The sequence below is a fragment of the Microvirga arvi genome (assembly GCF_016892765.1).
GTDB lineage: Bacteria > Pseudomonadota > Alphaproteobacteria > Rhizobiales > Beijerinckiaceae > Microvirga > Microvirga arvi.
In genome coordinates this window covers 1-25,920 of sequence record NZ_JAFEMD010000035.1, presented here as the reverse complement: position 1 = coordinate 25,920, position 25,920 = coordinate 1, and the positions used below count along the sequence as shown (strand labels likewise).

Annotated in this window: 24 protein-coding genes and 4 pseudogenes; 10 read left to right on the top strand and 18 right to left on the bottom strand. The window is 59.7% G+C overall.

From position 1 onward, the window contains the following. Positions 1–46: 46 nt before the first annotated feature. The 15 genes from gspM to ILT44_RS19820 all read right to left on the bottom strand — a co-directional run bounded on the left by gspM (position 47) and on the right by ILT44_RS19820 (position 15,429). Complete coding sequence (gene gspM / locus ILT44_RS19890) at positions 47–601, bottom strand: type II secretion system protein GspM (RefSeq protein ID WP_204241359.1); 555 nt, start codon at positions 599–601, stop codon at positions 47–49. 1 nt (position 602) lies between these two features. Then, positions 603–1,700, bottom strand: a complete 1,098-nt coding sequence (locus tag ILT44_RS19885; RefSeq protein ID WP_204241358.1) for a PilN domain-containing protein — start codon at positions 1,698–1,700, stop codon at positions 603–605. After that, positions 1,700–2,245, bottom strand: coding sequence for a type II secretion system major pseudopilin GspG (gspG, locus tag ILT44_RS19880; protein WP_204241357.1), 546 nt, complete (start codon positions 2,243–2,245; stop codon positions 1,700–1,702). Before gspG ends, ILT44_RS19885 begins: the two co-directional genes overlap by 1 nt. A gap of 18 nt (positions 2,246–2,263) precedes the next feature. Beyond that, positions 2,264–2,857, bottom strand: a complete 594-nt coding sequence (locus ILT44_RS19875) for an SCO family protein (protein ID WP_204241356.1) — start codon at positions 2,855–2,857, stop codon at positions 2,264–2,266. Continuing rightward, complete coding sequence (locus ILT44_RS19870) at positions 2,854–3,552, bottom strand: SCO family protein (RefSeq protein ID WP_204241355.1); 699 nt, start codon at positions 3,550–3,552, stop codon at positions 2,854–2,856. The genes ILT44_RS19875 and ILT44_RS19870 overlap by 4 nt, the downstream gene beginning before the upstream one ends. Positions 3,553–3,560: 8 nt before the next feature. Continuing rightward, on the bottom strand, positions 3,561–4,754 hold the full coding sequence (locus ILT44_RS19865) for a multicopper oxidase domain-containing protein (protein ID WP_204241354.1): 1,194 nt from the start codon (positions 4,752–4,754) through the stop codon (positions 3,561–3,563). 43 nt (positions 4,755–4,797) lie between these two features. Next, the gene (locus ILT44_RS19860) at positions 4,798–6,075 is read right to left on the bottom strand and encodes a multicopper oxidase domain-containing protein (protein ID WP_204241353.1); all 1,278 of its coding nucleotides are present in this window, start codon (positions 6,073–6,075) and stop codon (positions 4,798–4,800) included. Between the two features lie 350 nt (positions 6,076–6,425). Further along, positions 6,426–7,838, bottom strand: a complete 1,413-nt coding sequence (locus ILT44_RS19855; RefSeq protein WP_204241352.1) for a sensor histidine kinase — start codon at positions 7,836–7,838, stop codon at positions 6,426–6,428. A gap of 961 nt (positions 7,839–8,799) precedes the next feature. Continuing rightward, positions 8,800–9,557, bottom strand: a protein-coding gene (locus ILT44_RS19850) for an IS5 family transposase (protein ID WP_204241351.1) whose coding sequence is annotated in 2 segments (ribosomal slippage) — positions 8,800–9,224 and positions 9,224–9,557 — 759 coding nt in all. Because the reading frame shifts where the segments join, the coding sequence is not laid out codon by codon here. Positions 9,558–10,709: 1,152 nt separating this feature from the next. After that, on the bottom strand, positions 10,710–11,108 hold the full coding sequence (locus ILT44_RS19845; RefSeq protein WP_204241350.1) for a hypothetical protein: 399 nt from the start codon (positions 11,106–11,108) through the stop codon (positions 10,710–10,712). Between the two features lie 389 nt (positions 11,109–11,497). Next, on the bottom strand, positions 11,498–12,016 hold the full coding sequence (locus ILT44_RS19840) for a copper chaperone PCu(A)C (protein WP_204241349.1): 519 nt from the start codon (positions 12,014–12,016) through the stop codon (positions 11,498–11,500). Between the two features lie 19 nt (positions 12,017–12,035). Next, complete coding sequence (locus ILT44_RS19835; RefSeq protein ID WP_204241348.1) at positions 12,036–12,515, bottom strand: TlpA family protein disulfide reductase; 480 nt, start codon at positions 12,513–12,515, stop codon at positions 12,036–12,038. Between the two features lie 1,064 nt (positions 12,516–13,579). Continuing rightward, complete coding sequence (locus ILT44_RS19830; protein ID WP_204241347.1) at positions 13,580–13,954, bottom strand: hypothetical protein; 375 nt, start codon at positions 13,952–13,954, stop codon at positions 13,580–13,582. 579 nt (positions 13,955–14,533) lie between these two features. Then, entirely contained in the window at positions 14,534–14,854 is a 321-nt protein-coding gene (locus tag ILT44_RS19825) for a hypothetical protein (RefSeq protein ID WP_204241346.1), read from the bottom strand. A gap of 389 nt (positions 14,855–15,243) precedes the next feature. Next, positions 15,244–15,429, bottom strand: a complete 186-nt coding sequence (locus ILT44_RS19820; protein ID WP_204241345.1) for a hypothetical protein — start codon at positions 15,427–15,429, stop codon at positions 15,244–15,246. 570 nt (positions 15,430–15,999) lie between these two features. Between ILT44_RS19820 and ILT44_RS19815 the strand changes: the two genes are divergently transcribed. Beyond that, positions 16,000–16,137: a hypothetical protein gene (locus ILT44_RS19815; RefSeq protein WP_204241344.1), complete on the top strand. Its 138-nt coding sequence runs from the start codon at positions 16,000–16,002 to the stop codon at positions 16,135–16,137. A gap of 509 nt (positions 16,138–16,646) precedes the next feature. Here the strand turns inward: ILT44_RS19815 and ILT44_RS19805 are convergent. Next, complete coding sequence (locus tag ILT44_RS19805) at positions 16,647–16,952, bottom strand: hypothetical protein (protein WP_204241343.1); 306 nt, start codon at positions 16,950–16,952, stop codon at positions 16,647–16,649. Positions 16,953–18,035: 1,083 nt separating this feature from the next. Here ILT44_RS19805 and ILT44_RS19800 point away from each other — a divergent pair. The 5 genes and pseudogenes from ILT44_RS19800 to ILT44_RS19780 all read left to right on the top strand — a co-directional run bounded on the left by ILT44_RS19800 (position 18,036) and on the right by ILT44_RS19780 (position 21,506). Continuing rightward, positions 18,036–18,221, top strand: a complete 186-nt coding sequence (locus ILT44_RS19800; RefSeq protein ID WP_204241342.1) for a hypothetical protein — start codon at positions 18,036–18,038, stop codon at positions 18,219–18,221. Positions 18,222–18,247: 26 nt separating this feature from the next. Beyond that, positions 18,248–18,913, top strand: a complete 666-nt coding sequence (gene folE / locus ILT44_RS19795) for a GTP cyclohydrolase I (RefSeq protein WP_204241341.1) — start codon at positions 18,248–18,250, stop codon at positions 18,911–18,913. 60 nt (positions 18,914–18,973) lie between these two features. Beyond that, complete coding sequence (locus ILT44_RS19790) at positions 18,974–19,423, top strand: PACE efflux transporter (RefSeq protein WP_204241340.1); 450 nt, start codon at positions 18,974–18,976, stop codon at positions 19,421–19,423. A gap of 83 nt (positions 19,424–19,506) precedes the next feature. After that, a pseudogene (locus ILT44_RS19785) lies at positions 19,507–20,502 on the top strand (IS110 family RNA-guided transposase). Between the two features lie 614 nt (positions 20,503–21,116). Continuing rightward, on the top strand, positions 21,117–21,506 hold the full coding sequence (locus ILT44_RS19780; RefSeq protein ID WP_204241339.1) for a hypothetical protein: 390 nt from the start codon (positions 21,117–21,119) through the stop codon (positions 21,504–21,506). A 215-nt stretch (positions 21,507–21,721) separates the two neighbouring features. Here ILT44_RS19780 and ILT44_RS19775 read toward each other — a convergent pair whose 3' ends face one another. Continuing rightward, on the bottom strand, positions 21,722–22,861 hold the full coding sequence (locus ILT44_RS19775) for an IS630 family transposase (protein WP_204241338.1): 1,140 nt from the start codon (positions 22,859–22,861) through the stop codon (positions 21,722–21,724). Between the two features lie 58 nt (positions 22,862–22,919). Here ILT44_RS19775 and ILT44_RS19770 point away from each other — a divergent pair, with 58 nt between their 5' ends. The 4 genes and pseudogenes from ILT44_RS19770 to ILT44_RS19760 all read left to right on the top strand — a co-directional run bounded on the left by ILT44_RS19770 (position 22,920) and on the right by ILT44_RS19760 (position 25,093). Next, entirely contained in the window at positions 22,920–23,198 is a 279-nt protein-coding gene (locus ILT44_RS19770) for a LexA family protein (RefSeq protein WP_204241337.1), read from the top strand. A 134-nt stretch (positions 23,199–23,332) separates the two neighbouring features. Then, positions 23,333–23,923: pseudogene (locus ILT44_RS19765) on the top strand (IS110 family transposase); the annotation flags it as partial. A 483-nt stretch (positions 23,924–24,406) separates the two neighbouring features. Continuing rightward, positions 24,407–24,658: pseudogene (locus ILT44_RS31015) on the top strand (IS110 family transposase); the annotation flags it as partial. Positions 24,659–24,889: 231 nt separating this feature from the next. After that, positions 24,890–25,093, top strand: coding sequence for a hypothetical protein (locus ILT44_RS19760; RefSeq protein WP_204241336.1), 204 nt, complete (start codon positions 24,890–24,892; stop codon positions 25,091–25,093). Between the two features lie 350 nt (positions 25,094–25,443). Here the strand turns inward: ILT44_RS19760 and ILT44_RS31010 are convergent. Then, positions 25,444–25,565: pseudogene (locus tag ILT44_RS31010) on the bottom strand (IS110 family transposase); the annotation flags it as partial. Between the last annotated feature and the right edge of the window lie 355 nt (positions 25,566–25,920).

Sequence of the window (25,920 nt, the reverse complement as noted above, 5' to 3'; positions counted from 1 at the left end):
ATCGCGCACAGTGCGACAGCGCCCCGCCAGGACGTGCGTGTTCCCGCTAACCCTCCGTCCATCGTGCGACCCCATAAACCTCGATCATGACCGTCAGCGCATCCTCGCCCTCGTCTGGGTTCGGGGACAGGCTGGCCTGATCGATGAACAGCAGCGCGGCTCCGTCCTCGAGCCCGGCCAGAAATCCGGCGGCGGGCTTTGTCGGTGCGGTGAATTCGAGGCGGGCCCCCACAAGCCGTCGGGCATTCCATTCCCGAGGCGCCAGCGGCGTGGCCGAACTCAGGCTGATGGCCTGCTCCTGCGCCGCGAGCCGGAGCCGATTAAGGAGATCGGCATTCTGCATCCCCTCGCTATCGCCCTGGATGTAGCGGCTGGCCACCGATTCGATCTGCTCGGGGGTCAGTGCAGCCACAGCCTCGTTTCTGGACAAGGCCGAGCGTGCCCTCTCCAGAGCAACGGCGCCTTGCTCCATGCTGTGCCGCTGTTCCTGCAGGACGCCGATACTCGGCACAATCACCGCAAGGCAGAGGAGCAGCGCCACAACCCCGTGTGCTGCCAAGAAGGCCGCGGGGCGCACCCAGGATCGAGACGGAGTCGACATGCTACCCACCCTCCGCCATCGGAAACCGCCGCTTGCGGATCAGGGCCCGGAGCGTGAAGTGCTCCTTGCCTTGATCGCGATCAAACACGATCGGTCCCGTCAAGGAGACCGCATGCAAATGCTGTGAGCTCTCAAGCCGCTGGATCAGGTCCGACGTCGAGGCTGACAATCCTTCGGCATGAAGCTCGCCGCCCCTGACCTCAAACGCTGTGAGGTAGCTCGTGTCAGGCAGCAGCCGGGCGAGCTCGTCCCAGATCACCACCATGCCCGGGACGGTCCCGATCTCTGCCAATCGCTCAAGATCGCCTGCCAGACTGTAGACTGCCTTGAGCCTCTCCGTGGATGCGCGGGCCTGCTCGCTCACGCTGATAACCTGCGCTTCCAGGTCCGACAGAAGAAGTTTTTGCTGCCAAGCCTGCGCGCCGAAGCCCGCAAGGGGAGCGAGGAGCGCGACAAGGCCAAGGAGACCACCGCCCCGCCGAATCCAGTTTTTCGAACCAACAGCACTCTCTCCATAGGGCACCGTGACGGGCGGCAAACCGGGTCCGGCAGGCGCCTGAAGTGCTTGGATGTCTGAGGAATGCAGGGACAGCCGTGCCAAACCGTCCTCCACCTGCCGCCTCGGTACGGCAAGGTAGACCAATTCAAGTTTGCCCGGCGCGGCTGTGCGGACCTCGGAACCCAGCACAAGATCCTCAAGCGGCATCGGCATCTTGCGCCGGAGATGATCCCGAATGATGTCGCCGGCTTGCGAACGAGCCTGATGTGGCACGATGAGGGCTCCCGTGACGGCCTGCGCGCAGGACAGGACCGTGACCACCTTCTTATCATGAAGGCGCGATTGGGCCTTCTGAGCAGCAAGGCTCAGGCGTTCGCGGCTCCACGTCGACAGCGAGCAGCAATCAAGGGCGACGTCCTCACCTTCCGGCAGTCTCAGCGCGACCGTCACCAGGTCCTTGTCCGTGCGGATCACCAGGCGGGCAGAGTGGCGTGAGGCGGAGGAGCCGAGCGGAATCTTATCGCTGAGCGCCCTCCACTCCTGCAGCCACAGGGCTGCGAGGCTTCCGGCACCGACCGCGATCTGGCGAGCGCCACTCATCAGTAGGAGCCCCCCTGTCCACTTCCCTGGGGTCGGGCCGATGACAGGCGTTTGGGCGCACGTCCGTCGTCCCGGTCAGGAGTTCCCTCCATGTTGATGACGTAGCTACGGCCGCGATCCTTACTGGAGTAGCGGTAAGGCCGTCCCCACGGATCCGTCGGCACGGAGGTGCCCTTCAGATAGGGCCCCCTCCAGGTGGGCAGGGATGGCGGGGCCGTGAGCAGGGCCTGAAGCCCCTCGGGCTCGAGCGGGTATCGGCCATTGTCGATGAAGAACAGCTCCGTGGCATTGGAGAGGGTCTCGACCTGGATCCGCGCCATCTTCTCCTTCGAATCCGTGAGGTAGCCGAGAACGCGCGGGCCGACCAAGGCCATGATCAAGCCCATGATGCTCAAGACGACGATGACCTCGACGAGCGTGAACCCCGCCTGGGCCGATCGTCTCCGGCCGTATTGGTCCCCGGCACGCCCGGCGCGACCAATGCTGCCGACCTGGTGCGGTCTGCAACGAAGGAAGCGCAAGGTGGTCTGCTTCAGGTTGCGCATCATTGCCTCTCTGGTGCTCTACTGGGCCAGCAATCGCTTTGCCACGGCGCCCACGGTTTCTGTTGCCGTATAGTTCACCGGCCTTGCCAGCAGGCCGTAGCGGTCCATGAAGAACAGTTGCGACAGGTGCTTCTTGCCTTCCTCTCCGGCCTGCGCCTTATTGAGAGGAGCGGCAAACGCGGCCGCCACGGCGGCAACCTGATCGTGCGACCCCGTGAGGCCGATGATCCGGCTGTCGAACGCTTCAAGATATGTCTTAAGTTGCTGCGGCGTGTCGTTCTCCGGATCGATGGTTACGAACAGCACGGGCAGGCGATCACCTTGCGGGCCCAGCCCGCTCAGGAGAACCGAAACCTCGAACAGTGACGTGGGGCAGACATCATCGCAATTGGTGTAGCCGAACAGCACGACGAAGGGCTTGCCGCGCACATCGGAGCGCGTGACCGACCGGCCGTCATGGGCGATCAGCTTGAACAGGGGATCCAGAACGACACCGACCGGAGGCTGATCGTGACCGGCGGAGCCGGCCTGCGTCTCATGAGGGATCAGCATGCCAAGCGCCAGCATTACGGCGGCGCGGCAGATCCAGGGGCCTAATCCACGCTTCCTCATGGCGAAGTGCTCCGACGTTTCATGTGCAGGCCAATCGTCAAAGCCATCCGCTCAGGCGCAAGGGTGTGATCGAAGAACGCGCGCGTCACCCCTTCAGGATCCACGAGGTAGAAGTAGGTGGTATGGTTGATCCGCGGGCCGGTTTCCTTGCTGCTGTAATTGGCCATGGCGTATTCGCGGCGGATCTTGAAATCCCTGACGGTTGCGAACGTTTGCGCCCTGGTGCCGGTCAGGCCGACAAGTCTGGGATGAAAATTGCTGACGAATTGCGCGAGACCGGTGGTGTCGGGCTCCTCCATCGAGACGTCGACGAAGAGCGGTTGCACCCGGTCGGCCTCCTCGCCAAGCGTGTCCAAGGCCGCCTCCATGTTAACAAGCCCGGTGGGGCAGGCTTCCCGGCATCCGGCGAACCCGAAGAAGATGAGGAGCCACTTTCCCTTGTAGGATGCGTTCGTGACGGTCTGACCGTGATGGTCCATCAGCTCGAACGGACGTCCGAGCGTCTCGGGCGGCGGCGGCGCCTTGAAATAGACCTGCGGCGAGGCTTCCATCGCACCGACCGCGGCGTGATGGTGGCCCTCATGGGCGGAGGCTGGCGTCAGCAGGCCGAGAAGGACGGTCAGCGCAAGCGCCGCTCCAGTCCTGGAGAATGTGGGAGCCGGCACCAGCTGCCCTGGATGTGAGTTTTGAGACATGATAAGACTCAGATCGTGATGGTGGTGAAGGCACGGCCTTCATACATCTTGTCGCCGGCGTTATGGACCTTGCGGGTGATCCAATGCTGGAACTCGAAATGGACCTTGTGCGTGTAACCTGTCTTCGTCCGATTGGCGGGCGAAGCGGTGTCGATCAGGATGTCGTAGCGCTGGGCGGTCGCTAGGGTGAACGGCGTTCCCGGCGCAATAGTGAGCCATTTATTCCACGGCTTGTTGAGGGCGTGGCCGTCGACCGAGATCACCTGCACCTCCAGACCTTCGAACATCATCTGCAGAACCGAGTAGCTCGCATTCAGCAGGCGGATCAGGATCTTTTGGCCTGACTTAGCAACGACCTTCTGCTTGTCGACGAGCGTGTTCGGCCGCATGGGCGTGCCGCTGATCAGGAAGTACTTGGGTTCGAAGATATTGAGACCAGCATCGTCACCGCATAGGCCGACGTCGTGATCAAGATTTGTGATCTGGTGCCAGCGTGGGTCCATGTCGTCGAGCACCCAGAACTTCTCGACATCGTAGAACGGTCCGCCGGCATAGGCCGGAACCCGGCCGTTCTCCGGCTTCGGGTCGACGATCAGGAGTCCATAGAGACCCATCTCGAAATGCGTCACCGTGTTCTTGTGGCAGTGATAGAAAAAAGTGCCGGCGTGACGGGTCTGGTACTGGTAGACGTAATCATCCTTCACCTCGAAGGACACATGGCCCACACCATCATTGAAGGTGGTGGGCTCGATGCCATGATGGTGGATCGTGTGCGTTCCCTTGCTGGACTGGAGTTTGACATGTACGAGGTCGCCCTCCTGCACCCGGATCAGCGGTGACGGAAAAATCTCGCGGCCTGGCGCCTTCAACGGGTCTTCAAACGCCCAGCACCGGACCTTCTTGCCATCAGGCATGGTGATATCGACGTTGTGAACCGCGCGCACGAAGTAGGCGTTGGCGGTCGTCCAGTCAGGGGTGTTGGGATTGCCGTCAAAAGTGTCGCAACCAAAATTCCCGAACGACTCTTTGGCTTTGACGCCAGTCCTGGTGAAATCGACGCTGCCACCGTTGAAATCACCGGGGCCGGGGACCGCGGTCGAATTGGGGCCTAAGGGCGGCATGGTCTGGGCGGCGGCTCCCCCAGCCGCGAGGGTGCCGCCAAAGGCTGTCGCGGTGCCTATTGTGTTCGTTGCGCTTGTCATCGTATTAACCCTGAACAGCTGGAATGAAGTCCGTTGGAGATGATTATCCCGTTGCCTTGGCGCGGCCGCCGAGGCCGCCAAGGACCTCCCAGTGGCAGACCATGCCCTGCGGATAGTTGCCGCCGGCTGCGGTCTGCGACATCTCCGTGTGGCAGTGCATCACGTAACGGAGCGGAAACGGCTCTTGGGCCTGCTTGTTCACCATGCGCTGGAACTGGCTGCCGGTCGGGCCTGACACGGGAATCTGATACGGAATGTCCGGCGGGATCTCGAAGGGAAGCAGAAGATCGCGTCTCTGCATCGGCCACATGGCCGTCGTATCAACCTCGAAGATGTTATCGGGGACGATAATCTGGCCGTAGGTCGTCGATTTCGGATTGAGATCCACACGGGCCAGTTCCATCAGGTGGTTGCCGTGGAAGTGGTTAGCGTGGTGGGCCAGACCAACATTGACGATGCGGAACAGGGTCGGCTCGCCGATGTAGTTCTTCGCAATCACGGGCAGTTGCCCGTCGTAGTCGGCATGCAGGTCGTATCCGCTGCGGTTGTTGATCGTGAAGTAACGGGGCACGAAGGTGTCGACCACATTCGCGGTCAGGGGACTCGATGCAATTTGCTTTCCCCGTTCGATCAAAGCGTTGAACTTCGGGTCGATCCCTGCACAGATCCAGATCTTTTCCCGAATCGAGGCTTCAGCATTCGACGGTGCCGGCATCCACTTGCCGTCTGCTCCCCCTTGGAAGCGCTCCGTCGTTCCGAGCGCATCGAACAGAGCACTGACCGCCGCGTACGATTGCGGCGCGAGCTTATCAAGGCTGTAGGGGGTTCGGCTGCCCGCGGGCGTGGTCCCATTCAGGGGCTCCACCACCAGAATCCCGTGCAGGCCGAGGATCCGGTAGAGGGGCGTGCCTCCATGGCCGTCATGATAGATGTAGGTTCCCGCCATGGGAGCTTGGAAGGCAATCGTCGCGGTGCTCCCGGCTGCAATTTCTGTTTTGGCGCCAGGAATGCCGGTGATCTCGAACCCGTGGGTTTCCTGACGGTCGTTCGTCACGATAATCTTGACGAGACTGCCTTCCTTGACCCGCAGCACCGGGCCCGGGACCCTCCCCGTGGCGAGGGCACCTGCTCCGCCATCGAGCCGGAAGGCCAGCATGTTAACCTTGTCGCCATCGATCAATCGGGTCTCGACGTCAGTGATGCCGAGTTTGATTTCGGCTGTGCCGGGAAGGGCTTGGGCCAGCACCTCGAACGGTGAAAGGCCTGCACCGGCTGTTGCGAGACCCGCAGCCCCATATTTGAGAAAGTCGCGTCGTTTCATGACACCCACCTTGGTACTCCGACGAGCCTACATTTGGATTCTGAGGTGGGCTTCTGACTATGGTCCGACCGGTGTTCGGACTTAGGCCCTAGCCCGGCGTGGCTATAGCCCGACTCTGGCGGAGAGGACCCGAGCCCTTCGGGCGCAACCCGGCGGGATGGCGTGCATCGCCGTCTGAACCAGACGCCTCCCACTGCAGCGCGATGGCGGATCGCGGTGTCCTGGTGGGCGGCCGTGACGGGATTGGCAGCGATTTGGATCCCAATCAGGTGTGCGAAGGCAGCCCTCAGGAGGGCCGTCGCCCCGGGTCCAGCAGCCGGGCTCTCAATGTTCCCGGCCTGGTGACTCGCTTATACCCCCAGGGCCAGCGGCAAGCGTGCGATGAGGCACAAGGCTCCGACAGGTTCGTTCATCACCGTAATCGTGCCGCCAATGCTTTCGATCTGATCCCAGAGGCCGGCCAATCCGAGCTGAACTGACTGTTCGGTTGTACTGACCTGGCTGCTGTTATGTCGCTGACCTGTGATTTTGAGAATGACAGCCGTTCCGTCGTATTCCGCGCAAACCTGTAGACCTTGCGCCCCGCAGTGCTGATCGATGCCGTCGAGGCACACTTGGATGAAGCGGGCAGCACAGATCTTGATAAATTGTGGAGCGCTCGCGGGCATCTGGTCGGACAGGTTGCGTTCCACTTTCCTATGAGTTCTGCGTTCATGATTCTGAACCACGAACAGCAGGGCGTCCTTCAATGGAAGGTCTCGGACCTCCGGCAGCGTCAGGCTCGCAGAAATGTTCCATATGTCAGCGAGAGCTTTCAGCAGCGTCCCGCGAATAAGGGCCAGGTCACCTCCACCCGCCCCTGATCGCTCCAGGGCGTTCATGTGCAGGAGCACACTGGTGATCGACTGCGCCGGCCCCTCGCGCAGGTCAGCGGCCATCCGAGGCATAAACCGATCATTGCCCTCCACCACGTTCCACGCGACACGCTCGGCGCGGGCGCGCAGAGCCTCATTCTGGCGCAGCAGCTCCCGCAACTGCTCGATGCGATGGGACAGCGAGCTGCGCAGATGGTCGATGGCCCTGCCCCCCTGCGAGATGATGGAGAATAGGGCTGCCATCATCCCCAACGTCACCAAGCCCGTCACACCCCAGCTCTGGGTTTCGGCGAGGGAAAGCTGCGCCCTGAGCTCCTCGGCATTCTCATAGAACTCAAGGACAGCAAGGATCTCACCGGTGTTGACGTCGTGAATCGGTGTGTACACCGCCAGCTGCAGGGGGGTGGCGTCGCCGCTTGCAGGATCATCGTCATGGTGGCGATCGCCGACCTTCGTCGAAACCACTCCGTTCGAAGCCCGTTGCAGTTGTGCGCTGGGATCGAACCGCTTGCCAATGAGGCTCGTGTTATCACTGTAAATGATCAAGCCATCCTGCTTCCAGACCTTGATGGCAGTGACATGGATCTGGACCGCGGCCTTCCCCATGGCGCCGTTCAGCGCCTCGATGCTGGCTTTCGACAGAGTGTCCCGGTAAGCGAGCTCCTGCAGATGGGGAGCGATGAAGGTATTGATATAGACGGCAGCGGAGGCCCCTGCGAACTCCGCCACACCGTTCTCGACCTTCTGCGCGACCCATTTCCCCAAGATGAACATGGCAATCAGGAGAGCTGCGGCGGCCACAAGAACGAATTGCCGAGCCAAGCCATGGCGCGTCCATCCGGTCTTCGTAAACTCACGGGTCAGGGCGAGATTGTTAGAAGCCTTCACAGCGCCCCCCTTTGGGCCAGGGCCAATCCGCTGCCGCCGAAAGACCGGCGCGGTCAGCTCTCATTGATCTAGGTCGTATGCAGCCCAAGCCAGATCCTTCTGCAAGAACCCTGGCGCCGAGCAGAACTGACCATGCATCATTAAGCTGTACGTTGAGCTCCTGACCTGCCACAATATGGATAAAAGCCTAGCGCCCTACTCTGGTGGAGTACTCCAAGCGAGGCATGATCATTCCAGCGACGGCAAAAACCACAGGACCTTCATTGTCGATGCCAGCCCACTGGCCGGCCAGCCATTAAGCAGGTTCGTCGCCGCTGGCGCTTGGAACGTTCATATCCATGGTCTCAGCCCAGTCCATAACTGATTTACCAGATACCTCCGCGGTCGGAGCGGCGATCCTGTAGGCATGACTTTCAAGGAAAACGACGGTTGCGCGCGCCTGCAGCGCATCCCAATCAAGATCGATAAAGAGTCGAGGTGATGCCTGAAGGGTGTCTCATGGCGCACATGAATGGGCAGGTTGCCAAGCACATCCAAAGAAATGATCTTGAAGATCACACGGATGCCTATCGATCATTAGGAGAGGACCCAATCATCCTTATGATCTAATAACGCCCACGCCGTTCCCTTGGCGAGATGGAGGGCCAAAGACCTAAGTTCTAGCACGTCCCTGTATGACTTTGCTCTCACGCAGCTTGTGAGGCCTTCCTGTCGTGCATTTCGAACAAAATCCAACGAAAGAGCACCAACTCAGGACGATATCGTAATGGGCGGCAATCCAAAGTCGCAATACGACTATGATTATTATGCTGCTGCGCAATGATGTGGTTCGCCTGTTGAAGTATACTCACGATATCGATTACTCCATTTGCTTCAGCTCATCAGCCGACATGGCGAAGTGCGAGGCAACGACTTCGTCAATCCACCTACGCTTTCGAGGGCTTGCTAGGCTCAGGACTCGTTAACTGAGGTAGAAGGCGACGGCCGCTGCGATGCAGACGGCTGAGAAGAAGGTGTGGGCGCAGCGGTCATAGCGGGTCGCGATCCGGCGCCAATCTTTGAGCTTGGCGAACATGTTCTCGACCTTGTGCCGTTGCCGATACAGCGCCTTGTCATAGGCAATCGGCACCTTGCTGCTGTTGGTCGGCGGAATGCAGGGCGTGATGTCCTTCTCGGCAAGAGCCTCCTGGAGCCAGTTGCTGTCGTAGCCTCGGTCGACAATCAGGGTGGAGTCCGTCGGCAGCGCTCCCAGGATGAGCCGAGCGCCCTTATGGTCGCTCATCTGACCTTCCGACAGCAGCAGGATGATCGGCTTGCCGGCGCCATCGCAGACGGCATGGAGCTTGGAGTTCAGGCCACCTTTCGTGCGCCCGATACGACGGGGAACATCCCCTTTTTGAGCAGGCTCGCCGCAGTCCGGTGTGCCTTCAGGTGGGTAGCATCGATCATGATCCGCACGGGCTTGGGACCCTCACCCGCCAGAGCGGCGAAGATCCGGTCGAATACACCCAGCCTGCTCCAGCGCATGAACCGGTTGTAGAGCGTCTTGTGGGGCCCGTATGCCTTCGGGGCGTCCTTCCACTGCAGACCATTGCGAATGACATACACGATCCCGCTCACCACCCGCCGGTCGTCCACCCGCGGAACCCCATGAGCCAGCGGGAAGTGAGGAGAGATCCGCACCATCTGGCGCTCACTGAGCAGAAACAGATCACCCATTCAGAGCCTCCTCAAACGGAGGCTCTGAATCACAACTCAGCCCAAATTAATAGGTCCTGAGCCTAGGAAGCTAATGCAGACCATGTCCCAGCGAAAACTCGGGACAGCACCAATCCAGCCCTGCCGAGGCCAGGCCCCCGCCTCATCCAAGAATAGTCATGAAGTATTAGCCGCTCTCATGAGAATTGCTGCGGATGGGAAAGCGTGCATTGATGATGATCAATCAATGAATATGAGGCCAAATTGCCTCCCACTACAAGGGGGATGTCATGCAACATAAACGTAAGCTTCCAACAGAGACCGAGACGGATGCATACTCACTAAGCGTTCCGCGGGAGACGCAAGCGACATTGCATTCTCTTCTGGACGCTCTGGAGAGCATGGACCGGAGAACTGCCCTCGAACTGGAATGGCTCGACAAGAGTTCCGCTGAGGACGACCTCAAGAATTTTGTGAGGCGGGACATCCTTTCTCGCCATCAAACGAGGCGAATGCCCCTTCATGATGCAGTTGAGGATTTACGCGCCCAATACGGTACCGGCTTTTCAGGCACCAGCAGCTGATCACAATCAGCAAAACGGATCCTTAACCTTCTGTTTCATAAGTCCGACCCCGGGGTGCGTTGCGTACCAGCCCGAAGCGGTGGGCTCAGACACCGTAGCACCCCAGCCGAGGTGGCCCCTCCGCGGCTGGGACGTTCTTCTTTTGAATAAGGCTGCCGCCGCGCGGTATCGCTCTCCCGATTTCCAGGCGCTAGTCAATAATTTCGTGCATGGTTGCGAACCTCGTCCGTCATGATCGAATGGATGCTCAGGCTTCGGACAGATGGTTTTACGCTTTTGGGGCCCAAGAGATCCTTGAGGGCCGCATCACTTCGGCAACCGTCACTGAGAAGGCGAAGGAGATCCGGAATTGATATCCAAGCTGGCAAAGGCTGCGTGAGCCTGACACGATCGCGCTGCCAGTCGTCGCTAACTGGTTTCTGGCTGAAGTGCTGCGGTCGCGCGCCTGGCGACCCGGCCTACCGCATGAAGGATCGAGGGCGCAGGTTCAAATCTTGCCCGTCCGATCATTCCCCAATCAAGGACGCGACCGATCTATCCCATGCCCTGGAAGAACCCTCAAAAGTCTTGCCGGCTCCATGAGCGCAACCTAGTCGCAAAGGGAGCAGCCAAGAAATAACCTCTGCCCAAAGACTGCATAGCCGCTCTCATAAGGGTTCAGTACTTCATAGTCCGGGACATAGACTTGCGGGGGATAGCGGCGACGGATGGTTTCTTCTGTCACCGTATAGGCGTACCCGTTGTCCTGAACTAATTCATGGGTGCTTTTCACTTTGACCCAGTGATCCAAACAGCCGAACCCATAAGGCGGTGCATCAGGACCATGCTCTCCGACGCAGATCGTGCGAGCCGCGCGATAGGCACTCGCCTTGGGCAGAACCGGGCGATACCCGTCCGCCAGATCCGCTGCGTACACGCCGAGCGGGCCAGCCATCAGGACCGTTGAGCTGATCAGGCCAGCGAGTGTAGCCACAACGCGAGTGCTCATAATAGTTTCCCTTACACTCAAGGCAGGAACGCGGCCAAGCTTGATATGTTCCCGCGGAGACCCATCGGACTTCATTTCGGAAGACCGCCAAACATGTGGTCGCTCGCAAACCAGAAGCCTGGCGTCGAACTCCGCTGCCGCGGAAGAGAGATGGGCTGCCGATGCCTGCATTCTCGAGGCGGTAACAACGATGGGCTAACAGAGCGTCAATGGACATAACTCTTGTCCCAGATTCAGCCGGTCACTAACCTTCGTGAACCGGTGTATTGCAGCCAAGACAGACGGAAACCGGCCTCGCCTACCCTCTGGCTCCATGTCAGGTCTCACTCTCTCCAGCATCAAGCCTAGGGTCTGGCTTGAGGCCAATTGCCAAGCAACCACCGTTCCCTTTAGTGATGGTGGCTCGCGGCCGCTGTCGGTGCATGACGAATACCGACGCTGCCGACTTGGTACTCAATCTCTATAGCGCCAGCCTTCTCGAACATGAGCGTGCCTTTGATGATCTCACCGGCTTTCGGTCCCCGCGGAAGATCCACGAGCATTCCGTGCATGGCGCCTGGCTTCAGTTCGACCGTTTCTCCCGGCCCGATTACGAGACCATCCTTGATCGCTTGCATCTGGGTCAATCCGTCAGAGGTCGTTGATTGATGAACCTCAAGACGCCCCGTGGTCGCTGCAGTCCCGCCCACGAGGCGGTCCGGATTCTGGCCGGTGTTGGTGATGCGCATATAGCCAACGGCCCGCTTCACGCCTCCCGGCGCCTCTCGAGACCAAGGCGCCTCGACCACGATAGCACCGATGCGGTAGGTATCGGACCCGGCTGCCTGCGCGGACGCGCTTTGGGAACTGCCCATTGCCAAGACGGTCAGGAGGATGGTGTACAGTGTGGCAGGACTGATAATCTTCATGATACTCCCTCCAATATGGTCACTGGGCCTCTCCTTGCTCCAAGGTAACGTTCTGCGGCCTCCGTTTGACTTGAGTCTTCAGGAACTCGACAGTTTCGTGCCCGTCCCACTCCGCGCTTCCCAAGAGGCGACCGATCTCCCGCCCGGTCCGATCGATCACTAAGGTACCCGGCAGACCAACGAGGCCCAGCTCGCGCAAGGCTCTGGCACTTCCATCGTTGTATGGGCTAAGGTGCCTTACACCAATCTCGTCGAAGAACTTGCGCGCTAGACCGAGCCCGCTCCGGTCGACGGACAGGGCAACCACGGCAACGTCTCTGGGATCAAACTTGGCCTGGAGATGGTCAAGTGTCGGCATCTCCTCCCGGCAGGGGGAGCACCAAGTTGCCCAGACGTTCAGGACAACAACACTGCCGCGAAGATCAGCCAGTGTGAGTGATCGTCCAGCATTGTCCTTGAACGAGATCTCCGGAAGGCCACGCGGCACCTCGTGCATCATTAGACGTGCGGGGATCTCCGCTGCAGCGGCAGAATAAGGCCCGACTACAAGGCTGAGCACGGTTAGGATCACGCGCCGGGTGCTCGCTCCCGAACCTGGCCTTCGGATCCCAAGAATACAAGCAATGAAGAATGAGAAGAATGACATGTCATCACGATTGAGAAGCGGGGTCATCATTGCCATTGAGCAATACTGCAAACTGGCCCGGAGCAAATCGGACCTATGGTCTGGTTTGGGTCAGACCTTGGGCCATTCACAGTTGACCTCAGCGCCCAGGACGTTGTGAAACGACGATGTGGGCATCAATCAGGTCAGGCTTGGAGTTGTGTTGGGATGAGGTAGCCGAAAGCTCATCCGAAGGCGACAGCAATGACCTCCTTCCGGACTGCCAAAATCGCGGCGCTTCCAATTGGCCCCAGCCATACGACTGAAATCGCAGCGCTCTGAAAGAAGCCTCAGGCTCGATTGACGCTGCTGGAGCACCTGAGAACTGGACCAAGCGTCTGGCGCGGGCACGGAGAGCCCGGTCCAATGGGCATTCATCCTACCGAGCGGCAGGAATGCACCATCGGTTGTAAGATCGTACATTTAGGACTTTAGGCCGTATCACGCTGCGACCTTTGGAGGAAGGCAGAGGCCAGCAAGAGAGCAATAGTCTCTTTGCGACCGAGGTCATCCTGCGCCCCTGGATGTGTCATCGTTCGCTACCTCGGGAGGATCAGGACGAACTATCGCGTTTCTGATCCTCCTATTTTTCACGCACGCCGATAGCGGCGTGCCAACTCAGGGGGGATAAGGCAGAAGCTTTAGTATCGCCATTAAAGGCGTTCGTGCTTAGGGGTTCAAAACGATCACAAATGCCCTGGACACCTTACATCACCCTTCAGAGCAGTGAGGCAGGAGCGCCTCAAAAAAGGGCAAGGTTTTCCTGCTTGCTGGGGCAGCCTGAGAGGCAGGCGAGCCCCCTGCAGATTTCGTCCTTCCCGGCCCTGAGGCTATGCTCTCAGGCGTGGAGAGGCGATGATGACAGGCTCGTTTCGAGTTCTGCTTCGTGGGCCTGAAGTTCATAGTTGTTTGAGGGAGGAGCTTCGAGCCCGCAATCCAACAAGGATCCTTTGCATCTTATCAATCATCCGTTTCTGATGTTGATAATGGTCCATTTGAGATTTGGTGACATTTTCTAGTAGTCTATCAAGTTCATAGAGTAAATCTTCATAGGTGTTCTTTAGTGACAAGTTGATATCGTTTTGCTCACCATTCAATAATGAGCGTATTCTGCCGATGGTTGATGGCCCGAACCCTGGTAGCTTGAGCAGTTGTGAGTCAGGAATGCTCGATATTTCAAGCATCGTAGGGTGGCGCCCGCCGAATTCCTCCAGGATGCTCCGAACCGCAAGTTGTCTGAAGCCTTCGAGTGGTAGAAGGTCTTGTGGCTGCATTCTGCCCTCCGTGAATTGATTTGGGAGGAGATACACTAACCTTGGCCGTACGGGGGGCTAGGACTGCTATCCTGATGATTAGAGCTCCTACCCGAAAGAGCATCCTGGATGCTTTCTGACCTCGTCAAACACCCCTATGGCAATGTTCAATGGCGGATGGCCGTAGCGGCCGAAAGACCTGAGCAACAACGAAAGGTTTGGTCAGTTCCCCAGGCCTGGAGCTGGCATGAGGATCAAGCCTCAGGCCGCCCCAGTGGTGGGGTGGACTGCCCCTTTACGGCAACGCTGTGCCGGAATGAGATCGTTGCAAATCTCAGACACAGGAGGCAGTCCGTAGACCAGAATATCCGCAATGCATGATGTGCCGTCGTGCGGTCAATCCCTACCCTGGCAGCAATCTCCCTTGGGCTCCGGTCCCATGTCCATTCTCCCAGACTGCCCCCCTGACATTCCGGAGATTTGACCCGTCCCTGCTCCCTGTATTGCCGTTCCCTTGTGCCGATGTGCCCACAGAGGCGCGCGGCCCCGAACAGCTCCCTCTCGATCACACTTCAAACAGCCTTCCACGGAGCATGGTCGTTATGGACCCTGATTCGGGGTACAGCTGGATGAGGAGGCCTGCGTTCCGCCCTTGTCCGCACGAGGGGTCAGGGCCGCAAGTTCGATGGGACCGCTCATAGGCATCGTTATGGAGGCCGATATCATCGGCGTGTAGTCCATGCGGATCGCCTTCAAGTAGAACTCCCGTCCAAACCAGCCCATATGCGCGAGATAGTCGAACGCCACAGTCATTAGAATGAAGGCACCGCCAATCTTCAGGATGTTAAGCGTTTTCTGGATCCCATAGATCTGCTTGACCATGAGGACGGTTAGTTCTTCTTGAGGAAACTTGTCGCTCATGAGTCTTCTCTTATGGGGTCTTATGGAGGAAATACCAAAGCACAGCCTTGCACAGAAACTGGGCATCAGCATCGGACCAATGTCGGACCGTCTCATGACCTATCGTCGGACCTTACCTGGGAGCGTCTACCGGATAGGAAACTGCTTGTCGGCTGCGTGAACCCGTAGAAGCGGCTTCCACCCACGGATTTGTCTGTCGGAGCAAAAGCGTGGGGGATCTCCGAAGATCTGCCTGTACCCGATCCCTGCCTTCGGGTTGATTGTCCAGAACCCCACGGTCAGCGGGAGAATAGACGGAGCATCATCCTCGGCCATCCAGAGGATCATCGGCGTGCCGTCACGCGGTGCGGCGCTGATTGGAGACCAGACGCCACTCATGGTTTTCCTGATCACTCGTCAGCAGGAGTGCCGTGTTCCTCGGCGATCTGCCCAATGGCCGGTGCGAGGTCGGCTTCGGCTTGGCTCAAAGCCTGCGAGCGGGCGATTGCGGCGCGGGTCTGCTCAATGGCCTTATGGGCTAGTCCAATCGTCTCCTCGCCCGCCACATCGAGAGTTTGAATGTTCTCTTCATCCATAGTCTTGGGCTACTCACCCAATGGGGCTATTCCTTGGCGATCAGAGGTCCTGATAGCCGCGCCGCCGCTTGGCCTGTGCTACCGCCTCGAGTGCCTGTCCTGCTCCAATTTCGTCGGCATGGATCTCGACCAGCTCCTGCTGTAGGACGGTGCAAAGCCAGCTATGGTTTGTCCGCCTAGAGGTGCGGCGGCTCCTGACCGCGTTGTCCGCGGACCAGACTGGGAGGGGCCTGATAGTGGCGTTGCGGGCCTCTCCTCCTGCTCGATCCGAGCGGCTGTCGGGACCCGCTCGGATCCTGCTAGCCCTGTTGAATTGCAACCCAAGGATCGTCGAGGACACTTTAGGAAAATAATGATCTCCGCCGGGGTACAGCGGTTGCCCAGCTGTGGAGCGATGTGCAGACGGCTATGGTCTTTTGGCTCGGCGCTGGTGCTGCCCCCTGCTCCTGAACCAGGCGGGGAGAGGGCGAGAGTACTGAGGTTCCCGACCTCTCCCTCCGCAAGGGCACCCCCTGGCTTTTTCCCGATCCCTGCGCACGCTCTGCCCCCTGCGCGGCCGTGAGGTGCCGTATGAAACGCCGTGATCTGATCGCTCGTTACGGACGACTGGGACTGATCGCAGCGGCCCTTGCACTCATCGCCGGCATCATTGCGGCGCCAGTCCTGACGCGGATCTGGTACCCAACAGCTGTTGTGGCCTTCCGGTAAGATCGCTTCAGCCGACCGCTGGCGGCCTGTTTTCCGCGATCGAGAGGGCCTTTATCGAAACCAATTCCGCCACGACCACTCGCACGCGATCGCATCGCCGTCCGCATCGAGGTGTGAAGCACGGCTCCAGCAAAAAGGTTCATCCTTAACGGAACCGAAGCGGCACGAGTGTATTGATGTGCACCACCGGCCTCTTCTGCCCCTGCGGCCGGCACCTTCAAAGCGCTCCCTTGCGGGGCGCTTTTTCTTTGCCTTACGCCCCTCCTACCCGACCGTGAGGGGCTTTGTCTTCTCGATAGCCCACAAAAAGCTCCCTCACCGTCATCCTCATGGAGGATTTCTTTCCGCCGCTGCCGGGGTTATGGTCCTCAAGCCTGGCAGCAGCGATCCCTACTCCTGACCAGGCGCGAGAGGTCGGGGACGGTGCCGTTCCCGGCCTCTCCCCCCACGAAAAAGCTCCCTCGCCGGAGGCCTGTCCCCCGCGATCGAGCGAGCCTTTCCCTGACCTTTCAGCGGAGATCGCGTGGGCTCGAGATGCCGAACCGCTTAAACGGATCGCCGGCGGCGACAAGCAGGTTCCACCCGTACTGCGTTGGGTTGTCGGCCTGTTCCCACTTGCCCGGCAGCATCGAAGCAAACCTCGCAGCCGGTGGCGTTAGCAGGAAGATCTCGGACTCGCCGTCGTCACTTGTCCTGTAGAACAGGGCACAGCCCTCGAGAGCTCCCGCCGCCATGTGTAAATCGACGAAGCGGTCTCGAATTGAGAAATCGCCAGGAGCCGGCGTTACACATTGGAGCCAGCGGGAGTCAGTCATTTTGATCGGATCCTCATTCGTCGTCCAAACTTGAGGCTGTTGGCCCGATCAGGTCAATCCGAGGACGATTTTCAATGGGGGATTGCTTGGCTCGGCCGGATAGTTATCGTCAGTACATTCGCCGGCGCCGACGGTCTCTCGGGAGCTCGTTTTACTGAATAGGCGTTACAGCGTTCGATAAGGCGGCCGGAACACTGTCCGAACACTTCAAATCGCGTTCGATACTGCGGCTTGTGCGAAACCGCGCTGCGGTTTTCACGCGCGCGCCCGTGATCGTCCGAGAGCGCCCACAAAAAAGGGCGCGCCCGGTCTTATGACCGTATTCGCGACCCTTTGAACCGTAGTTGCCCCTGCGGATCCAAAAACTTAAAGCGCCCTCTTCGGACAGGCGCTTTTTCTTGGTTGTCGTAAACTTCTACTTACATTCCATGCTGAGTGGCGTGCGAATCCGTCGTTTCTTTTGCGGGGCAGGAAAGGCCGCTGCGTCCAGCGGCCCAAAGTTAGGAGCCTTGGCGCTCGCGGAGCCTTGCAGGGCAGCATAGGCACGGCGGTTCGACCGAACCCTCTTAGGCCTAGATGCTGGTGTGAGGCTTGGCTCGGTAGAGGCTCCTCGGACATTCGCCGACGGCCACAATAGCACGCTCCGGCCAAGGGAGTACACGGATCTCAGCCAGGGCGTCAGCGGAGGGGCGACTCCGCATTAGATCGAGCTAATACGCAACACGCCCGGCGCACGCATCCTGCAACGACTAAAGTAAGAATTCCGTAGCTGCTTCAAAGCGGTTCCATGCATGGCCTTCTGCGAAATTTGCGCCCAGATATGGCGAAGGCCTCGTGGGATCCGAGGCCTTGCCTGCGGGGAGCGACGGGCAGCCTCGGGGGTCCAAGCACCCCGCTCAACCATCAAAGGCTTTGATTTCGCGCCTGGTGCCGAGTGGCGTCAACGGCAGTCACCCGAGGCTCAGCCGCTTATCAAAAAGGCACCTGAGCGCAATTCGACGCGCGCTCCGCGGATCATCTTCCCATGACTGCAGGAGGCTGGTAGAGCAGCGGAGGATAAAAACCTCATCTATGGGGGCCTAGATGAACGCCTATGACTATTCTGACAAGGCAAAGCAGGACCAGGCGAAGCAACGACGCCTGGAAGCCATCGATGCCCGGCTGGCGCGCCACGAGAAGATAACCCGCATCATCCTGGTCCTGGTTCTGATCTTGGGTGGGCTGACCCTCGCTCTCCTGGCTACCCATCTCATCGACCGTTCAAACTAAACACAACATCAATCTGCAGGGGCATGATGAACTTCCATTCGCGTGATCTGAACCTCGCACGCAAGTGCAACGAGGCTCTCGACCAGCCGCTGACCGAGGCCGAGCGCGAGGCTATGAGCGTGGCGGCCGCCCGGAAGCTGGAGGAGCTGTTCGACATCCTGCGCATCGACCACCTGAACGACCACAACACCCGTGAAACGCCCCAGCGGGTGGCCAGGATGTTCGTGGAAGAACTCCTGGAGGGCCGCTACACGGCCCCGCCGCGCATTACGGAGTTCGATAACGCCCAGGCCTACGATCAGCTGATTGTCACCGGCCCCATCGAGCTGCGCTCCATGTGCGCGCACCATCTGATGCCGATCTATGGCCAGGCTTACATCGGCATCCTGCCCCCTGCTGACGGCAAGATCATCGGCCTGTCCAAGTATGATCGGATCGTGAACTACTTCGCCTCACGCCTGCAGATCCAGGAGGAACTGGTCAAGCAGATCGGCCAATACATCATGGACATGACCCAGCCGCGTGGGCTGGCCGTGCGCATCAGCGCCGTGCACATGTGCAAGACCCAGCGCGGCGTGCGCGCCAGCCACCTCAGCCGCATGGTCAACACCTATTGCTGGGGCGAGATGGCCAGCAGCCCTGAACTCAAGCAGCAGTTCCTGCAGGAATGCGCCACGCTGGATCGTGCATGAGCAGAATAAGCCTGCTGATCCAAACACGGATATGATGGCTGCTGGAGATTGATTTTAAGTATGCGCACGACCGGTGACCGGATCCGTCACACCATCAGCTTTGAACTCATCGGCCTTGCCCTTGTCGTCCCCTTCGGGGCCTGGGTCTTTGGCATACCCATGACCGACATCGGTGTTGTCGGGGTCGCTGGCGCCACCATCGCAACGGTCTGGAACTACGTCTACAATCTCATCTTTGACATCGCCATGCAGCGCGTGACCGGCGGAACGCGCAAGAGTATTCCGGCCCGAGTTCTGCATGCTGTTCTGTTCGAGGCAGGGCTGATGGCCATCCTGACCCCCTTCATTGCATGGTACCTTGGCATAGGTCTTCTGCTCGCCCTCACGATGGATGTGGCTTTTGCCGTTTTCTACGTGGTCTACACGTTTGTCTTCAACTGGGCTTACGACCTTGCATTCCCCCTGCCGGCCTGGCAGGAGCCCGTTCGAACAAGCCATGTAGTTCCATAAATGATGGAGTGAACGGCTCCTGCCCCCGGCAGTGCCCTATGGGGTAGGGTGATTGCCTCAGCGCCAGACAGGTAGCCGCTCCAATGCAAGTTACTGTAATCGGCCTTGACATTGCCAAGCACGTCTTTCAGGTCCACGGCATTGATGATGCATGACAGGTTCTGATCCGCCGGCAGCTCCGCCGCGGTGAGCTCATCGGCTTCTTCCGACGCTTGCCGCCCTGCCTAATTGGGATGGAAGCCTGCTCCAGCGCCCACTTCTGGGCGCGAGAGTTGGCGGCCCTTGGGCACGAGGTTCGGCTCATGCCCGCAGCCTACGTGAAGCCCTATATCAAACGCGGCAAAAGCGATGCGCTTGATGCTGCGGGTATTTGCGAGGCCGTGACCCGCCCGACCATGCGCTATGTGGCCATCAAAAGCCCAGAGCAGCAGGCCGTGCTGATGCTCCACCGCACTCGCGAGCTGCTCGTGCGGAAGCGGACCATGCTGGTCAATGCTCTGCGGGGTCATCTGGCCGAATACGGCATCATTGCTCCTCAAGGGCTGCCGAGCGTTCCCAAGCTCAGGGAAGTGGCCGAGAAGGTACGAGGGGCTGCCTTGCCGGAGCTGGCATGGCGGTGTGTGCGCCTGATCATCGCCCAACTCGAGGAGGCCCAAGTCCGGGTTGCTGAGGCCGAGCAGGAGATCCTGGTCTGGCATCGCACGAATGAGGTGAGCCAGCGCTTCGAGACGATCCCCGGCGTCGGCATCATCACGGCCAGCGCGCTTGCAGCCACCATTTCGGATCCGAACTCTTTCCACTCGGGCCGCCGCTCGGCCGCCTGGATTGGGCTGGTGCCACGCCAGAGCGGGACAGGCGGCAAGGTGCGGCTGGGGCACATCTCCAAACAAGGCGATCGTTATCTGCGCCGGCTTCTGGTGCTCGGGGCCACGACACTCCTGCGGCATGCCCGCGGCAATGCCTCAGCGGCTGCGGGATGGATCAACGCGCTCCTGGCTCGCCGCCCCGCTGGCATCGTCAAGATTGCAATCGCCAACAAATTGGCCCGGGTCGCTTGGGCCGTTTTGCAGGGTAACTAGGGCTATCGGGCTCCAACCGCAGTGGCTGCATAAACTGCCTCTGAAGCGGGATGAGAAGTTTGCAAGGTTGGTGGAGGTGATGGTGTGATGACGGACCGGTCGAGCCGAGGATCAGACAAACCCGTGATAGGCCGTTGCGCTCCGAAGCAGCATAAATGTTGGGGACCTGATCCGCGAACTTCATCAAGGCCCGCGGTTAGGTAGGCCGCATAACAAGGCCGGACACATGGCTGCCCAAGACCAGATCGTCAAAACGCTAAAAATCCCCTTGCCACGCAGGCGCCGTCCACACATGCTGGTCGGGAACTGCGTGTCACTAAATAGAAACACCTCAGCCGAGGGGAGTTGGCCGGCCCCACCGGCTTCCATGAGCGTGACTGCAGATCCATGGTGACTCGCTGCCGCGATTACCCCATGTTGACTGCCCTCATCAGCGTTTCGGCTCGGTCCGTGGCCTCGCTGATCACTTAGTTGTTCACCCACTAACCACCTGCCCTACCCCCTTAGCGACGCTCTGGGCCTCCTCTATGGTTAGGGCTCATCAGTTCTACTTACCTTGCCTGCGATTTCACACGGATTAGCTATTTGCCAGAGTACCTTGTGTGGAGTGTCTCTTGGTAGTTCTGGTTGACGCAACGACTGAGCATCCCTTCCCGATCACAGTCACTGTTCCTGTTGAATCAGCAGCAAAGTTCCTAGCAGATGTAAGCGACAGTCTTGATCAGTCTGGGCTCTTGCGTGGCAAGCACTGGTCATTGGATGCCGAAGCTGAGGGCTCACATGTCCATCTTCGGTTTTCTCTGCATTCGCAAGCGGCAATAGATCAGATTCAAGCCGCTATCGTTGATACCATGCCTGACCTGTCTCTTGCGACCCAAACCGAGGAAGAGCCGATAGGCTTTGGGATCGGCGGACCCGCCACTGGTAGGTTTCTCGATGTGTACAGAATCCCGAAGAACACCGCGATGCAGCCGCTCAAATCTCAAGACCGCACTGACATCTAATGCGGCTCCGGCTCTGTTGGGTCCTTCCTAAAGCTGGCTCTCGATAGAGGTCGTCTTCGCTTCAGGATGTCCCTTTGCGGGCGCTCCCTAACCGCATTGGCGGCAATCTTGGGGCTGGAGGTACTTCGCCCTCTAGCGACCAAGAATGACAGTCTGTAATGGGCCCTCCCCAAAGCTCGTGGGCTATTGAGGTAACTAGATCCTCGGCACAGTGATTATGACCTTTTGGCGAGTGGCTCGAGAGGGGCGAGTTTAGGATAGGCACGGCTCATTTTGACCCGGGCCTTTTCGGTCGTGAACATCCAGGTAATGCGTGCGCCGCCGGCGTTACGCTCGCGCTCCCAGGCAGCGATTTCCCGCTCAAGCCCCTCGCGCGTGTCGATCCGCCGGTCCAGGCACTGGCCCTTGAGCACCCCGATCTCAATCTCGACCATGTTCAACCGGCTCGCGTGCTTGGGGGTGAAGTGGAATTCCAGCCGCTGCAGGAGGCGATGCGCTTCCGAAGCCGGAAAGGCCTCATAGAGCGACCCGGGCGTGTGCGTCGATAGATTGTCCATCACCACCCGGATCCGCTCGGCCTGCGGATAGTGGAGTTCCACCAGCTCGCGCATGCACACAGCAAAGTCCTTTGCCGTCCGGCGATCCGTGACGTTCACTTTGCGCCAGGGTCGATGCGCATCCAAGAATACGAACAGGTTCACCGTGCCGCAGCGGCGATACTCATAATCAACCCGCTCGATCTGCCCGGGCGTGGCCGGGAGCGGCGGGCGCGTCTCACCGATGAGTTGGACCGGGCTCTCATCGAAGCACACCACCGGGTGCTGCGGATCGGACGGCTCGGCGTAGAGATCACGCACGTCCTCCATGCGGGCGACGTATTCGCCATCAATCTTGGGCACGCACCACATCTTCTGCTGCCACGGCTTGAGCGCATTGTCAGCCAGACGCCGGCGCACCGTCTCCCGCGACAGGCTCTCATGTTGGGTAAGCCGCACGATCTCGCCGGCCAGGAGTTCCAGCGTCCAGCGGGCACGGCCCGCGGGCGGCCTCGCGCAGGCGGTCGCCACCAGCAGCGCCTCCTCCGGGCCTGAGAGCTTGCGGGCGGCGCCGGGACGGGGTTCCTCACTGAGGGCCCGCTCCAGGTTGCCCTCCACGAAGCGGCGCTTGGTGCGATACACGGTCGAGCCGCCCACCGCGACACTCTGGGCAATCGTCTCGTCTGGCACCCCGGCATCGGCCGCCAACAGGATCTGCGCTCGCTTGAGCTTGCGGGTCGCAGGCTTGCCGCCGCTAAGCATCGTCTGGAGTTCGGCGCGCTCGGCCTCGCTCAGCTCGACCCGGTAGCATATGTTCATCTCGGCCTCCCGCATGAGAGGCCCAGCTGAATCAGCCCCTGAATCGAGCGTGTGGCCAATGCGCGAACAAAGATTTACCGACCGGCAGGGCCAATACCTGGCCTTCATCGATGCCTACACGCGCGTTCATGGCCGCCCCCCGGCCGAGACCGACATGCAGCGCCATTTCCAGGTCACTCCGCCTTCCGTGCACCAGATGATCCTGACCTTGGAACGGGCCGGCTTGATCCGCCGTCAGCCCGGAGTGGCGCGAAGCATCGAGGTGCTGGTCGCCCCTGAAGGCCTGCCCCTCCTCCGCCATCCCCAACCCGTCAAATCCTCTGGGCCGAGGATCTAGATGCCGTAATGGGCCTGCCGCTGACGCAGTAGCGGAACGGGGTGGCTGTCCCTCAGAGTGATGTGTGTTGAACCGGGGTCCGAGCGGATCGGCGCCAAGCATCATGAGGGACAGCCATGGACTAGTATGCCGGAATTGATGTGTCGTTGGAACTGAGCAGCATCTGCATCCTCGATGCCTCAGGACAGATCATCCGTGAGGCGAAGGTCGCCAGTGAGCTAGAGGCACTGACGGCCTTTCTGGTCAGTCTGAACTTGCCGCTCACCCGCGTCGGCCTGGAGGCCGGCCCACTTTCTCAGTGGCTGCATGCCGGCCTTATGCAGGCGGGGTTTGAGGTCGTGCTGCTGGAGACCCGGCATGTTAAGGCGGCGCTCTCGGCCATGATCGTCAAGACCGACCGCCGCAATGCGCGGGGCATCGCCCAGCTGCTGCGCATGGGCTGGTTCCGACGTGTCCACGGTAAGTCGCCACCGGCGCAGGAACTGCGGGCGCTGCTCACGGCCCGCGAGCAGCTGCAGGCCAAGATGCGTGATGTCGAACTCAGCCTGCGTGGGCTGCTGCGCGGCTTCGGCCTGAAGATCGGCGAGATCAGCAAGGGCCGGTTCGCCGCCCGGGTGCGCACACTGATCGCCGGTCATGCGATGCTGGTGAAGATCGCCGAGGCGAAGTTGCGGGCCAGAGAGGCTCTGCAGACGGAGTTTGCCAGGTTGCATCGCGCCGTGCTGTTTCCCTCCGGGCACGGGAGCGAAATTGCAATCGGTACAACACGTCCGATGGCTTGCTGGATCATCAGATGGAATGGGCCTGCCCCCTATCGCGAGCAGTGCCTTGCGCAATTCGATTCAGGGCTGCCGAGGCGGCTGCTAAGCTTCCGGAATGGGCAGTCGGCGCTCTGCGTCTGAGCGCTGCGGGTCAGCCCTCCGGTTGCAAACGGTGTGGCAATATTGAATTCGCCTGCAGTATCTTTTTCGATGCAAGTCCAAATGCCGTTTTCTCCTTCTCTCTTGAGTCTTTTGTCCGTGAGGTCTGATTTTCGTAACCTATACCGCGAGATCCTTGGGAGCTGTTCCTCCGCCCTCCCCGGTTTACCCAGAGCTGCCATTCCCTGGCCATGAGTCAGACCACGTTCAGGAGATTCATCCGGCACTCGCGGCGCCGCTCCTTGACGGTCAGTAGGCCCATGGTGGCGGCCAACCGCACAGCGTTCTGTAAACGCTGCCCAGGAGCCGATCCTGTGCAAGAAGCTGCAGCGCAAGGAAATAATCCAGTGCTTCGAGAGCTTGGCTCCAACAGTTATCAAGATCGAGACATATGGTGGATCTCATTACCTGGCCAGATTACTGAGCACATGGAGAGATGTGGTGAAGCTTATCCCACCGCAATACATCAAAGCTTACGAAAAACGTGGGAAGAACGATGCAGCTGACGCTGGAGCGCTGTATGAAGCGATGGGCCGGCCCCCCATCACCACACAGGGCCTGAACCCGGTCATAGCGAGCTCCACCACTGCAGGATGGCACCATACCCCTTTATAATTACCCCTTTTGGATCATCGCGAATCTCCAAATCTTGGCCGTATAAGCTTGTTCGCGAAGGCGTTCATCCTCCTTCGTAAAGTCATTTTCCAAAAAAATAGCCAGTACAATCATGGCTGAAGCAGAGCAAATCTGCGCTAACGGTAGGGGCACTAAATGATCTCTCAAGTTGAGAATGTTGCTCGTGCGTTCTATGACGCCAAAGACGATGGTCAGTCATGGGAGCAAGCACCCGAAAACATCAAGGAGGAGTTCCGGCTCTACGCCCGTGAGGCCATTATGCTCCATTCCCAGCTGCAACTGCAAAAATCGGATGCAGCCGTTGAATCAATGCTGGGCAGCCTGTCTGTGGCTGCCTGACATCTGTCAGTGACGCCTCCGTTCGTTGCCGCGGCCGTTGTCTAACCCACCGTCCGAGGCAGCGGATGCTTTTGCCCGACTCGTATGAGGCGAAAGGTCAAGTGCCATCACAATCCCTCTTGTGGGATGCAGCAGTCGGGTGGGGAAGCTGGGCAAGGCGAGCATGTTGCTCGCGTCTTCCGCTCGTAACCGGCGGAACAGCTGTCCCTGACCATAATGCGTCATTCAGGCAAGCCGGCTTGAGGAGGTGGGACCCATCTTTAGCGACGGCAGCAAGTCCTGTCGAGCTCCGGTCACACACCACCCGCCCGACCGGTGCATCCTATGCTGATGCGCCGGCCGAACCTTGGTCAGACAGCCTTGAGCCGGGCTCCCTCGGCACCACACCGGTGGTGAGATACCGCCACAAGGCCACCAGAAGTTTGCGGGCGAGGGCAACGGCATTGATCTTACGGATGCGGCCGGGCGTCCTGGAACGTGACCTCCACCTGCCATTCGCAGGATTTAGGGCGCCTGTGCCTCTGGCCAAGGGAGTTCTTGAACCTCAGCCGAGGCGGTGCGGAGAACGGAACAACCCCACCTCGATCGGGCTGATACACAATGAGCCCGTTGCACCTGTCTTTGAACGGCCAAAGTAAATTATACGTGCCTGTTACAGAGCAGCTACATACTGCCATTTACTGGAACTACGGGGTTGCTGTGCACGCGGCCAACCTTTTCTGACTTGCGATCCGTGAATGACACGCCAACCTAGAGGCTGTTATGGACCGCGATGTAGTTTACGGCCTGTCGTAGCATAATACAGACCAGAGCAATGACATGCAGGT